Raw genomic sequence first — 12,197 nt, 5'->3', positions numbered from 1 at the left:
CGCCGCGCCCGCCGGCATCCGCCCCGCCCGCCGCCGGACGGCCAGCAGCGCCGCCTGGTCGAGCAGCCGGCCGGCCCTGTCGTCCGGCGCGCCGGGAGCCTCCGGCAGGACGGGCGGCTCACGGCGCTCGGTGCCGAGAAGCGCCGCCGTGACGTGCTCGTTCCACACGCTCACAGGATCGCCGCCCCCTCGTCCCGGTGCCATGCCGCCAGCGGGCGCAGGCCGCGCGGGCTCCACTCCCCGGCCAGGGTGACGGGCCCGCCGCCCGACAGCGCGAGCAGCCGCCACGGATCGCCCGTCCGGAGCGGCAGCGCGTCCCCGGCCTCGTCGGCCGCGTACAGCCCGCCCCCTTCCGCGCGGGCCGGCCGGACGTGGCGCAGCGTCGCGGGCCAGCGGTCCAGCCAGGGATCGTTCGCGAGCGCCGCCGCGTGCTCGTCCAGGAACCCCTGCACGGACGTCCCGTCCGGCGTGCCCGGCTCGGCCGGCCCGTACCGCTCGGCGACCAGCGCCCGCAGCGGCTGTGACCCCGGATAGAACGCCAGCTCGGCATCGACCCGCGTACCCGCCACGAGTGACGCGTCCAAGGACGTGCCCGGCGCGGCGAACGACAGCACCAGCCCCGGCCGCCCCGTGCGCCGTCCGCGCAGCCACACCCGCCGCGTGGTCAGCAGATCCTGCGCGGTGTCACGCGAGCCGATCACCCACCACAGATCCCGGACGCGCTCCCCGCCGGCCAGGACCTCCTCCTGCGGCACCGTGAAGCCGATCCGCGCGCGAACGGTGTCGCGCAGCCCCTCCGGCAGTTCGTCCCGCCGCCGGTGGGCCCGGACGAGCAGCCGCAGCAGCGCGTACTCCTCCAGCAGCCGATCGGGCCACCCCGGCCGGCGCGGGAGCGCGGCGAGGCCCCTGACCTGCCCGGCGAGCGCCCCGGCCTGCGCATCGACGAGCCGCCGTGCCGCGTCGTCCCACACCCGGTAGGGCGCCTTGTCGGCCTGGGCGAGCCCGTGCGCGACCTGGTCGCGCAGCCACTGGTCAAGCTCGGTGAGCCCGTCCTCGACGCGCCTGGCCCGCCGCTCCTCGGTTCGCTTGCTCACATCGCCGAAACTATCGGCGACCTCGGACATTCCACGCGAGCACGGCGGCCGCGCCGGCCGCGACGGCGAACGCCGCCACCGTGCCGTCGGAGACCCGGCCGGAGATCCGGCTCACCCACTGCTGGGCCCGGAACTCGGTGTCCACGTCGATCAGCGCGGGGAGCGCCGAGGTTCCGTCGAACATGAGGAACATCGCCCCCAGCACGATGAAGAACACCCCGGACACCAGCGAGTTGGTGTGCAGGCGAAGACGTCCCACACCGAACGCCCGGCCGCGCAGCCAGCGCCGCTCACCCAGCCGGAACCGGTCCCAGAGCAGGGCGAGCACGACCATGGGGAACGCCATGCCGAGCGCGTAGACGGCCAGCAGCGCGCCCCCGTACCAGGGATCGCCGCCCATGGCGGACACTGTCAGCACGCTGCCCAGCACCGGCCCCGCGCAGAACCCCGCCAGGCCGTAGACCGTGCCGAGAAGGTAGACGCTGCCCGCCGAGCCTGGCCTGATCCGTCCCGCCGCGTCCTGGACGCGGCGGAACGCGAACCCGAGTCCGGCGATCTGCGCGACGCCCAGGGCGATGACCGTCCAGCCGCCGGCGGCCACCAGCAGGTCACGGTGCCCGTAGAACAGCCGGCCGGCGAACGAGCCGGCCGCACCGAGCGGCACGAGCGTCGTGCACAGCCCCGCGTAGAACACGAGCGTGCGCCCTATGAGCCGGGCCTTGTCGCTGAACGCGTAGGCGAAGAACGCGGGCAGCAGGAGCGCGCTGCACGGGCTGAGCAGCGCGAGCAGCCCGCCGAGGAACGCGGCGAGCAGGCCGATGTCGCTCACCTGGCCTTCTCGATCGCGGCCTTGAACGTGCCGAGCGGCTGCGCGCCCAGGAAGGGACGCTTGTTGATGATGAACGCGGGCGTGCTCGGAACGCCCAGGTCGTAGCCCTCGTCGGTGTCGCGCTGGACGGCCTTCGCCGCCTCCCTGCCGTTCATGTCGGCGCGGAACCGGGCCAGATCGGGCACCCCGGCCCGGCGCGCCATCTCGACCAGCTTCGGCTCGGTGAACGCGCCGCTGTTGCGCTTGCGGTCCTTGGCGAAGGCCGCGTCGTGGAACTCCCAGAACCGGCCCTGCCGCCCGGCGGCGTACCCGGCCCGCGCGGCGGCCTCGGACTCCTTGCCGAAGATCGGGAAGTCCCGCCATTCGATGCGCAGGGTGCCGTCCTGGATGTATCCGGCCAGTTCCGGCTCGGTGTCGCGGGCGAACTTCCCGCAGAACGGGCACTGGAAGTCGGCGTACTCGATCATGACGACCGGGGCGTCCGGGCGTCCCTTGGCGCGCGGGTCGGCGGCCTCCCGCCGCGCCATGTCCGGCAGTTGCGCCGTCTCGTCGGACGGGCTCGCCGACGGGCTGGCGGACGGGCTGGTGGGCGGCTTCGTGGACGGGCCGGCGGACGCGCCGGCCGGGCGGGCGGTGTCGCGGTCGCCGCGGTCGCCGGTCATGGACACGACGCCGAAGGTCAGCGCCCCGACGAGCACGACGGCCGCTCCCGCGGCGACGCTCCGGTTCCGGCGGGGCGAGGTGTTGCCGGGCATGATGAGGCTCCCTTGAGTGAAGGACGAGATGCCGGGCCGACGCCATGGCCGGACCCGGAGAAGGACTCGGGGAGCGCTCTAAATCCGCAGGACGGACATGAGGATGTGTCTGGACGCGGGCGGCGCGGGCCCCGCCCGCGCGTCCGCCGCCCGCGGGAGGTGTACCCGGTGCGGGGCGTCCGGTGCGCGGGCCGCGGACGGGACGACGGGGTCGGCGGCGGGCCGCGGAGCGGGATGCGCACCGGTGGACGGCGGCTTCTTCGCGCACCGCGACCCGTCACCGGAATCGGCGGTGGCCGTGTCCGGAGCCGAGGCGGCCCGGGCCTGGCCGGCCACGGCGGCGTCCGCCACGGCGGCATTCCCCACCACGGCGTCCCCCACCACGGTGCCCCGCACGGAGGTGTCCTGCGCGGGGGCCGCGCCGAGCGCCTTCGTGCACAGCGCCGCCGCGAGGACGAGCAGCGCCAGCGCGATGACGCCGGGCCGCACACCGCCGCGGACCATCGTCACCGCCTTTCCCGCTGCCGGCCGGGTTCGCAGATCACCCTACGAACCGCAGGTGGCGGTGGCAAAACGCTAGGGGACGAGCGGTACGGGCAGGTCCGGGAGGGAGATGTCGGGGACGAGGAGCGCGCCGCCGGCGAGGAGGGCGAGCAGGGCGGTGGCGCCGAAGAGACCCACCCAGGCGAGGCCGGGGACACCGGTGAGGTGGGCGAGCTGGTCGGCGTCCGAACTCGGCGCCATCTGCCGGGCGCGCATCCGCTGCAGTTCGATCACCGGGCGGGTGGCGGCGAGGAGCAGGAACCAGGCGGCCAGGTAGGCGAACCCGGCCTGGACGGCGGTGCTGCCGAACCACGACACCCCGAAGACGATCGTGCCGGTCGCGATCACCGACAGCGCGCCGTAGGCGTTGCGGATCATCACGAGCATCGCCGCGAGCAGCGCGAGGGAGAACCACAGCATCAGCGTGATACGGCCCCCCGCGAGGAGCAGCGCGAAGAACAGGCCGAGCAGCGGCGGGGTGACGTACCCGGCCAGCGCCGTGAAGATCATGCCGGGGCCGTGCGGTTTGCCGCGCGACACGGTGACGCCCGAGGTGTCGGAGTGCAGCTTGATGCCGTCCAGCTTGCGGCCGGTGAGCAGCGCGATCAGCGCGTGCCCGCCCTCGTGCGCGATCGTGACGGTGTTGCGCGCGACCCGCCAGGTGGGGCCGTGGAGCACCGAGGCGAGCGCGACGAGGCCGACGAGGGCGACCAGCCACCAGGGCGGGTCCGGCTGCGTTCCCGTCACCCGGTCCCACAGGTCGGCGATGCTTGCGTTGTCCACGTCCACCTCGGAAGTCGTCGTCGCGATGCCCAACATTAGGACGCCGGAGATGACATCCGCGTTCGGTTCGTCGTGGATCGCGGTGATGTTCGGGGATCTTTCGGCCTCCGGTCCGTATTGACGTTAAGGTGCCCTTCGCGTCGCTGGGTGCGGTGGGGGCGCGGTGGGGGGCCTGACGGATGACCGAGAACACGGGGACGGACGCGGACGCGCTGGCCGGGCGGTTCGCGCGGATGTTCGCGGCCCTGGCGGGCGGCGTCGAGCGCGTCGTGCGCGGCAAGCGGGAGAAGGTCGAGCTCGCGCTGACCTGCCTGCTCGCCGAGGGGCATCTGCTCGTCGAGGACGTCCCGGGGGTGGGCAAGACCACGCTCGCGCGGGCGCTGGCGGCCTCGGTGGAGGCGCAGTGGACGCGCATCCAGTTCACCCCTGACCTGCTGCCCAGCGACATCACCGGCGTCTCGATCTTCAACCAGGGGGCGAACACGTTCGAGTTCCACCCCGGCCCGATCTTCGCGAACCTCGCGGTCGCCGACGAGATCAACCGCGGTTCGCCGAAGACGCAGTCGGCGCTGCTGGAGGTCATGGAGGAGCGCCGGGTGACCGTGGAGGGCGTCCCGCATCCGGTGCCGCGCCCGTTCATGGTGATCGCCACGCAGAACCCGGTGGACATGGACGGCACGTATCCGCTGCCGGAGGCGCAGCTCGACCGGTTCCTGATGCGGATCTCCATGGGCTACCCCGACCACCGGGCCGAGGTCGAGCTGCTCGCGGGCGCGCCGACCGGTGCGACGCTCGACCGGATGCCGCCGGTGCTGGGCCGCGACGACCTCGCCCGCATGATCGACTTCGCCGGGCGGCTGCATGTCGCGCCGCCGCTGCACGACTACCTGGTGCGGGTCGTCGCGGCCACCCGCGAGCATCCCGACCTGCGGCTCGGCGCGAGCCCGCGGGCCGGCATCGCGCTGCTGCGCGCGGCGCGGGTGCGGGCGGCGGCGGCCGGGCGGTCCTACCTCGTCCCCGAGGACGTCAAGGCGCTCGCCGTCCCGGTCATCGCGCACCGGCTGATCGTGACGCCGGAGGCCGAGCTGCGCGGACGCTCCGGCGCCGACGTCGTCGGGGAGGCGCTGGGGAACGTACCGACCCCGCAGGCCGCCGGTGTCTGAGGAGCGGGTGTGACGACGTGCTGACACCGCTCGGATGGGGGACGGCGGCCGTCTCGGTGCCGCTGTACGCGGCGGGCTGGTGGCTCGGCTACCCCGAGCCCGCGATGCTGGCCCTCGCCGGGCTCGCGGCGGTGGCGGGCGCGCTGCTGTGGACCCTGCCGAAGCCGAGCCTGGACGTCCGCCGGGAGATCGCGCCGGTGCGGGTCGAGCGGGGAGAACCCGCCGTCGCCGTCCTGCACGTGGTCAACGGGGGACGCGCGGTCAGGGGGCTCAGCGCCCGGGACGCGGCCGGGCCCGCGGACATCGCGGTGGACATCCCGCGGCTGCGGCCGGGCGGCAGGCGCACCGTGACCTACCGGCTGCCGACCGCCCGGCGCGGCGAGATCCCGGTGGGGCCGCTGCGGCTGGTGCGGGCCGATCCGCTGCGGCTGGCCCGCCGGGTCCGCGAGTACGGCGCACCGCGGGTGCTGCTCGTCCGGCCGCGGACGGTGCGGCTCGCGGTGCTGCCGTCGGGCCGCGCCCACCACCTGGAGGGCCCGACGAGCGACCGGTCCCCGGCCGGGACGGCGACGTTCCACGCGCTGCGCGAGTACGTGGTCGGTGACGAGATGCGCCACATCCACTGGAAGTCGTCGGCCCGCACCGGGACGCTGATGGTCCGCCGGCTCGTGGACGCGAGCCTGCCGACGACGACGGTCGTGCTGGAGACGCGGTCCGGGGCGTGGCCGGAGCCCGACGACTTCGAGCTGGCCGTGGACGCGGCGGCGTCGGCCGCGGCCGGGGCGGCGTCGGCGGGCTTCCCCGTCCGGATCCTCACCGGCGGCGGCCCGCTGGCCGCCACCCGGGGCGGCCCCGGCGACGTGGAGACCCTCCTCGACGGGCTCACGCCGGTCGGGACGGGGGAGGGGCCGCGGCCGGCCGTGGACGCGGTGCGCGGTGTGCCCGCGGGCGGGTCCCTGGTCGTCGTCGCGAACGGTGCCGCCGAACTGGGGCCGGTCGCGTCCGTGCGGTCCCGGTTCGACCGCGTCGTGGTGCTGCGGGTCAGGCCGCCCGAGCCCGTGCCGGCGCCCCCCGGCGTCCAGGTGATCGATGTCCACGACCTGGACGGGCTGGCGGAATCGTGGCGGCGGCTGGGAAGCGCCCGGTGACCCGGTACGTCTCGCTCGCCGTGACGGCCTGCCTGGTCGCGGTCGCGGGCCTGTCGTTCCAGCGCGTCTTCGGCCTCGGGCCGGTCCTGCCGGTCGCGCTCGCCGCCGCGGCCGTCCCGGCGGTGCTCTGCGGGCTGCTGTCCGGCCCGCGCCGCAAGGCGCCGTGGCCGCTGTGGATCTCGCTCGTGCTGACCGTGCTCGGCTGGGCCGCAACGGTCTCGCTCACCGTCCTGCGCCCGGCCCTGTCCGGCGGGACGCTGCCGCAGGCCCTCCGCGAGGGCGTGCTCGGCTCGTGGAAGGCGGTCTTGACCACGCTGCCGCCCGCGCCCGCCGAGCCCGAGCTCCTCGTCCTGGTCGCCGTGGTGGTGTGGCCGGCGGCGTTCGCGTCCGCCGAACTGGCGCTGCGGACCTCGCTGCGCGCCGCCCCGGCCCTCCCGGCGCTGGGGGTGTGGGCGGTCGCGCTGCCGCTCGGCGTGGACGGCCCCGCGCACACCATCCCGCTCGCCGCCGTGAGCGTCGTGCTCATCGCCGTGCTGGTCCTCGTCCGCGCGGACGGCCCCGACGCGCCCGTCCCCTGGCGGACGCTCGCGCCGGGGGTGCCGGCCGCCGCCGTCCTCGGGGCGCTGGCGTTCGCCGCCGGCCCGCTCGTCCCCGTCGCCGCCGACCCCTACGACCCGCGTGAGCAGGTGCAGGCTCCGCCGCCGCGGCAGCGCGACGGTGTGAGCCCGCTCGACCGCGTCGGGGGCTGGCTGCTGAGCCCCGGCCAGGTGCTGTTCACCGTCCGGTCGCGGCGCAGCGAGGTCGAGCGGCTCGCCGTGCTGGACCGGTTCGACGGTGTGACCTGGTCGTCCACCGCCCGGTTCGTCCCGACCGGGGGCCGCGTGCCGCAGGGGCCGGGGCCGGGCGGGCGGCACGAGGTCGAACAGCACATCACGATCCGGGACCTGCCCGGCGTGTGGGTGCCGGCGCCCGACCGTCCCCGGCGGGTGGACGGGCTCCCCGTCGTCGTCGACCCCGGCAGCGGCGCGCTCGCCGCGGCCGAGCCGCTGCGCCCCGGCCGGACCTACCGGGTCGGCGCCGCCGTGCCCCGGTGGACGGCCGGCGACCTGGCCGGCGTGGCGATCGCGACCGGCGCGGAGGCGGACGCGACGCGGGAACTGCCGTGGGGGCCGGGCGCGGAGAGGCCGCCCGTCCAGCTCGCCGAGTTCCGCAAGTTCGCGGAGGCGGCGACGCGAGGCGCGGGGACGCCGCTCCAGAAGGCCGCGATGCTCGCCGAGTACCTCAAGGGGTACGCCAAGTACGATGTGACCGCGCCGCCAGGGCACAGCTACCGTCAGCTCGACTACTTCCTGGGGGAGGGCAGGCGCGGCACCCCCGAGCACTTCGCCACCGCCTACGCTCTGCTCGCCCGGACGCTCGGCCTGCCGTCCCGCGTCGTCGTGGGGTTCGAGGGTGGCGAACGCGCGGGCGACACCGTGCGGGTCCGTTCCGGGGACGTGGTGGCGTGGCCCGAGATCAAGTTCGACCGTCTCGGCTGGATCCGCTTCAACCCGCTCCCCGACAGCGCCCGTCCGTCCAAGAGGAACGACGGTGTCGCGGCAGGGGAGACGGAACAGAACCTGGAGCAGGCACAGAAGGCCGCGGCTTCCCAGGAGCAGGACCCCGGCTCGGGCAAGACGGCGCAGAAGCAATCCCAGAGACCAGCCCCCGCCCACGACTCGCCCACACCGTGGTGGGTTTTCGCTTCGATCGCGGTAGGCGTTCTCCTTCTCGGCTATTTGTCCGCCGTCCTCCTCGCCCCCGCATTGCGCAGGCGACGCCGCCGGACGGGCACACCCGCCACCCGCATCATCGGTGCCTGGCATCAGGCGCTCGATCATCTCGCCGACGTCGGCCTGACCACCGTACGGACGCTGACCGCGCACGAGGTCGCGCGGTTCGGCGCCGCCGGCATCGGTGCGGAGGCCCGCGGCCATCTGGGGCCGCTCGCCGAGCTCGTCGAGCAGAGCCGCTTCGCCGCGTCCCCGCCCGGCCAGCGCGCCGCCGACCGGGCCTGGCACCACACCGACGCGCTGGGGCGTCTCGTCACCGCCAGGGCCGGACGCCTGCGCCGGATCCGGCGCCGCCTGCACCCGCGATCTCTCCGGGGGACGGCACGCTGACCGGGATCTCGCCGCCCGGCACCGCGCCCGCCTCCAGGCTCACGCCCCGCTCGGCGGTCTCGGCGGGGGAGATGTCCCCGGCCCGGCATGATCGCTACCGTAGCCGTATGCGAGGGAAACATGGCCGGCGGAAGACGCCGGGCCTAGGGAAGATTCTGGGCATCGCCGGGTTCATCGGCGTCACCGCGGCCGGGACGATGGTCGTGCGGGCCGGGCGGCGCCGCCGCTCCCGCACGCCCGGGGAGATCCGGAACCGGCGGCACGGGCGGCCGGTCGAGGCGTCAGGGAGGCGGCCGTGACGGCGCGCCCGGTCCGGATGCCCGGCCCGGGCGACCTGGACCGCGCCTGGCAGGCGGTGTCCGCCGTGCTCGAACCCACGCCGCTGATCCCGTCCGGCGGCCTGGCTCCGGACGCGCTGCTGAAGCTGGAGACGTTCCAGCCGACCGGCTCGTTCAAGGCGCGCGGCGCGCTCGCGGCCGTCGCCGCGCTGCCGGAGGGCGTGCCGGCCGTCACGGCGAGCGCGGGCAACCACGGGCTCGGCATGGGCTACGCCGCCGCGCGGTCCGGCGCCGAGGTGACCGTGGTCACCTCGGCGCGGGCGTCCATGGCCAAGATCGACAAAATCGGCGCGTATCCGGTGCGGCTCATCCTGCACGGCCAGACCTACGACGAGGCCGAGGCGCACGCGATGACGCTGCCCGGCCACTACGTCTCCCCCTACAACGACCCGGCGGTCATCGCCGGGCAGGGCACCATCGGGCGTGAACTCGACACCCAGGTGGACGGCCCGCTCACGGTCATCGCGCCGGTCGGCGGCGGCGGGCTGCTCGCCGGCCTCTGCCTCTGGGCGCGAGAGCGCGGGGACGTGCGGGTCGTGGGCGTCGAGTCGGCGGTGTCGCGCGGCGTGTCCGCCTCGGTGGCGGCCGGACGCGTCGTCGAGGTCGAGGTCGGCGAGACGTTCGCCGACGGCCTGCCCGGCAACCTCGAACCCGGCTGCGTCACCCCGGCGGTGATCGGGGACACCGCCGAGCTGACGTCGGTCACCGACGACCAGCTCCGGACGGCGCTGCGCTGGCTCTTCCACGAGCACGGCCTCGTCGCCGAGGGCGCGGGCGCCGCGGGGCTCGCCGCCGTCCTCGCCGGCAGGACGGAGGTCACCGGACGCACCGTGGTGGTCGTCTCCGGACGCAACATCACCGTCCCCACCTATATCGACGCGATCCGCGAGAGTTGATCTTTCCGGGCGAAACGCGGGTCTCCCCGAGGGGGGACCCGCTACGGTGTCCCCTGCGAACGGGGCGGGTGAGAACACGTGCGCGTGTCATTTCTGGGGTCTTTGTTCCGGCGTGACCGGTTGACGGGGCAGATCGCGGTCGGGCTCGCCGGCGTGCTCGTGGTCGCCGCCGCCGTCTACGGGGTCGGCGTCGCGAGCGCGAAGTACCGGCTCGCCGACGTCGGCGCATGGCTGACCGCACGCGGCAAGGGCCTCGTCGTGCACGTCAACGGCCCGGCCGCCAAGGTCGACGGCAAGACCGGCGTGATCCCGCAGATGCGCGGCCACAACATCAAGGTCGTCCAGGACGGCGCCACGGTGCTGATCATCGATCTGGACACCGGTGTGGTCAGCCGGCTCGACCCGTCCCAGCTGGACATCGGGACGAGCCGCCCGCTCGGCAAGGGCATCCAGGTCCTCGCCGGGGCCGGGAAGGCGTACACGGTCGACTCGGTCAAGGGCGTCGTCCAGCAGATCGACCCGGTGGGCCTGACCCCGGTCGGCGCGTCCGCGACGCTGCCGCCGATCCTCGGGCAGGCCGGCATCGACGCCAGGGGCACCCTGTGGGTGCCGGTCTCGGGGAACGGGGAGGTCGCGGCGTTCAAGGACGGCCGTCTCCAGCCGCCCGTCCGCGCCGGGAAACCGGGCGACGGCCTCGCGCTGACCATCGCGGCCGGGGACCCGGTCGTCACCAACTCCGCCGCCGCCACCGCGACCGTCGTCAAGCCGTCCGGGGCGCGGCTCACGGTGAGCCTGCCGACGACCGTCCGGCAGGCGGGACGCGGCGGGGTCCTCGCGCCCGCCGCCACCGACGGGAAGATCGTCCCGCTGCTGGTGCCCGGCACCGGGTCGCTGGTCACCGTCGACACCGACGCCGGGCGGTACTCCAGCACGCGGCTCGCGATGCCGGCGCACCGCTACCGGCCGCCGCAGGCGCTCGGCGCGAAGGTCTACATCCCGGACGAGACCGCCGGCGCCCTGCTCGTGTACGACTCGGCGGCCAACCGGTTCGAGAGCCCGGTCCCGGTGACCGGGCGGCCCGCCCGGCTGGACGTCTTCGTCCGCGACGGGATGCTCTGGGCGAACGACCCGTCCGGCCCCCACGCCGTCGTGATCGACCGGCAGGGCGGCGAGAAGGGCATCGACAAGTACACGGACCGGGTGCCGGGCGGCCCGAAGCGCCGCACCCTCCCGCTGCCCGGCGGCGAGGCCCCGCCGCCGCGCACGCGGCCGCCGTCCCGGCGGCCGAACCGGCCCGGCCCCGGGGAGCCGCCGAGCGCACCGTCCAACGTGTCCGTCACGCCCGGCTCGGGCACGATGCGGATCGACTTCCAGCCCTCGCAGGGCGACGGCGTCCTCGGCTACGTGCTGAAGGACGTCCCGTCCGGCATGACCGTGAGCCCGTCCGCGATCCGGCCCGGCGCGGGGCCCTTCACGTTCACCGTCCGGGGCGGCGACTGCGGGCGCGAGTACCGGTTCCGCGTCGCCGTCCGCTACCGGGACGCCGCCGGCCGGACGCGCGAGCAGGTGTCGGCCGCCGGCGACCCCGTCCGGCCGTGCGTGGCGCCGGGCGCGCCGACCGGCCTCACGGCGCAGGCCACCGCGTCCGGGGCCAGGGTCGCGTGGGCGCCGCCGCCCGGCGCGGGCGCGGTCACCTACCGGCTCGCCTACAGCGGCCCGGTCAGCGGCACCGCGACGGGATCGCGCACGTCGGTGACGCTCGGCAACGTGTGGATGAACGGGGCCTACACCTTCACCCTCACGGCCGCGAACGACGCCGGCGCAGGCTCGGCGACCACCCTCGACACCACGCTGACCGGCCCCACGCGCAACTACGCCGTCCAGAGCAACGGCAAGTCCAACGCCTACATCCGGGCGACGCCCGACGGCAACAACGGCGCGATCGTCGCCACCATGTACGACAACAACGGCGAGATGGTCGCCGTCCACTGCAAGGAGAAGGGCGCCTACTACCGGCACCCGCGGGACTCCAGCCTCGCCGGCGACATGTACACCAAGATCACCTGGCGGGGGAAGACCGGCTACGTCCTCGGCTACCTGATCAGCACGCCGGGCGGCTGGACGAGCTACGCCGGCCCCACCGTCTGGAGATGCAAGTAGCCGGTCAGTGCCGCTTCGGCTTCTTCCCCGGCTTCCTCCCCGGGGGCTTGCCCGAGCGGATGCACGCGGGCGCCGACCACGCCACGTCCGGCGCCCGGCCCTGGTTGAGGCGCAGCACCGCGCCGACCTTGAAGCAGTAGGCCGTCTCCGGCCGCAGGCCCGGCAGGGTCGCCGAACGCGACCCGGCCCCGACCGTCACGATCGGTTGCGAACCGGCGGGCTGCCGCTGGACGAGCAGCGGCAGTCCCCGCGCGGCGGGCGGCAGCGCCCAGGTGAGCGCGGCCGTCCCGCCGGCCTGGCGGACGGCGAGCCGGCGCGGGCGCGCC

The 12,197-nt window shown here is 75.4% G+C and carries 13 protein-coding genes; 6 read left to right on the top strand and 7 right to left on the bottom strand.

What is annotated here, in order from left to right; all coding sequences use genetic code 11:
• The 6 genes from AF1_RS37195 to AF1_RS29605 form a co-directional block, all read right to left on the bottom strand.
• Positions 1-204: DUF5691 domain-containing protein (locus tag AF1_RS37195; protein ID WP_457912012.1), on the bottom strand; the 204-nt coding region annotated here is incomplete at its 3' end.
• The gene (locus AF1_RS29625; RefSeq protein ID WP_174548911.1) at positions 171-1,094 is read right to left on the bottom strand and encodes an SWIM zinc finger family protein; all 924 of its coding nucleotides are present in this window, start codon (positions 1,092-1,094) and stop codon (positions 171-173) included. The genes AF1_RS29625 and AF1_RS37195, both read right to left, overlap by 34 nt.
• A gap of 10 nt (positions 1,095-1,104) precedes the next feature.
• Positions 1,105-1,923 (bottom strand): cytochrome c biogenesis CcdA family protein, encoded by an 819-nt coding sequence (locus AF1_RS29620; RefSeq protein ID WP_067806729.1) that lies wholly within the window; start codon positions 1,921-1,923, stop codon positions 1,105-1,107.
• Positions 1,920-2,678, bottom strand: coding sequence for a DsbA family protein (locus AF1_RS29615; RefSeq protein WP_067806726.1), 759 nt, complete (start codon positions 2,676-2,678; stop codon positions 1,920-1,922). The genes AF1_RS29620 and AF1_RS29615 overlap by 4 nt, the downstream gene beginning before the upstream one ends.
• Positions 2,679-2,756: 78 nt before the next feature.
• Complete coding sequence (locus AF1_RS34925; protein ID WP_067806723.1) at positions 2,757-3,188, bottom strand: hypothetical protein; 432 nt, start codon at positions 3,186-3,188, stop codon at positions 2,757-2,759.
• A 66-nt stretch (positions 3,189-3,254) separates the two neighbouring features.
• Positions 3,255-4,040 carry a M50 family metallopeptidase gene (locus AF1_RS29605; RefSeq protein WP_067806720.1) on the bottom strand — a complete coding sequence of 262 codons (786 nt, stop codon included), beginning with the start codon at positions 4,038-4,040 and terminating at the stop codon, positions 3,255-3,257.
• 143 nt (positions 4,041-4,183) lie between these two features.
• Between AF1_RS29605 and AF1_RS29600 the strand changes: the two genes are divergently transcribed.
• The 6 genes from AF1_RS29600 (at position 4,184) to AF1_RS29575 (ending at position 11,871) form a co-directional block, all read left to right on the top strand.
• Entirely contained in the window at positions 4,184-5,167 is a 984-nt protein-coding gene (locus AF1_RS29600; RefSeq protein ID WP_067806718.1) for an AAA family ATPase, read from the top strand.
• A gap of 17 nt (positions 5,168-5,184) precedes the next feature.
• Complete coding sequence (locus tag AF1_RS29595; protein ID WP_067806713.1) at positions 5,185-6,315, top strand: DUF58 domain-containing protein; 1,131 nt, start codon at positions 5,185-5,187, stop codon at positions 6,313-6,315.
• Entirely contained in the window at positions 6,312-8,477 is a 2,166-nt protein-coding gene (locus tag AF1_RS29590) for a DUF3488 and transglutaminase-like domain-containing protein (RefSeq protein ID WP_131733029.1), read from the top strand. The genes AF1_RS29595 and AF1_RS29590 overlap by 4 nt, the downstream gene beginning before the upstream one ends.
• Before the next feature lie 107 nt (positions 8,478-8,584).
• Complete coding sequence (locus tag AF1_RS29585) at positions 8,585-8,776, top strand: hypothetical protein (protein WP_067806705.1); 192 nt, start codon at positions 8,585-8,587, stop codon at positions 8,774-8,776.
• Entirely contained in the window at positions 8,773-9,711 is a 939-nt protein-coding gene (locus AF1_RS29580; RefSeq protein WP_207394234.1) for a pyridoxal-phosphate dependent enzyme, read from the top strand. The genes AF1_RS29585 and AF1_RS29580 overlap by 4 nt, the downstream gene beginning before the upstream one ends.
• Before the next feature lie 120 nt (positions 9,712-9,831).
• Positions 9,832-11,871: a fibronectin type III domain-containing protein gene (locus AF1_RS29575; RefSeq protein ID WP_131733028.1), complete on the top strand. Its 2,040-nt coding sequence runs from the start codon at positions 9,832-9,834 to the stop codon at positions 11,869-11,871.
• 4 nt (positions 11,872-11,875) lie between these two features.
• On the opposite strand, the gene AF1_RS35455 is transcribed toward AF1_RS29575, so the two are convergent.
• Positions 11,876-12,197 (bottom strand): fibronectin type III domain-containing protein (locus AF1_RS35455; protein ID WP_169804064.1); only part of this gene is annotated, 322 nt, incomplete at its 5' end.

Source organism: Actinomadura formosensis NBRC 14204 (assembly GCF_001552155.1).
Taxonomy (GTDB): Bacteria; Actinomycetota; Actinomycetes; order Streptosporangiales; family Streptosporangiaceae; genus Spirillospora; species Spirillospora formosensis.
The sequence above is the reverse complement of the archived record's forward strand: the minus strand, read 5'-3'. Positions and strand labels throughout refer to the sequence as shown.

What these genes read in the sequence shown, in the direction of transcription:
- AF1_RS29615 (WP_067806726.1), bottom strand. Translation starts at nt 2,678, where the DNA reads ATGCCCGGCAACACCTCGCCCCGCCGGAACCGGAGCGTCGCCGCGGGA.
- AF1_RS29605 (WP_067806720.1), bottom strand. Translation starts at nt 4,040, where the DNA reads ATGTTGGGCATCGCGACGACGACTTCCGAGGTGGACGTGGACAACGCA.
- AF1_RS29600 (WP_067806718.1), top strand. Translation starts at nt 4,184, where the DNA reads ATGACCGAGAACACGGGGACGGACGCGGACGCGCTGGCCGGGCGGTTC.
- AF1_RS29585 (WP_067806705.1), top strand. Translation starts at nt 8,585, where the DNA reads ATGCGAGGGAAACATGGCCGGCGGAAGACGCCGGGCCTAGGGAAGATT.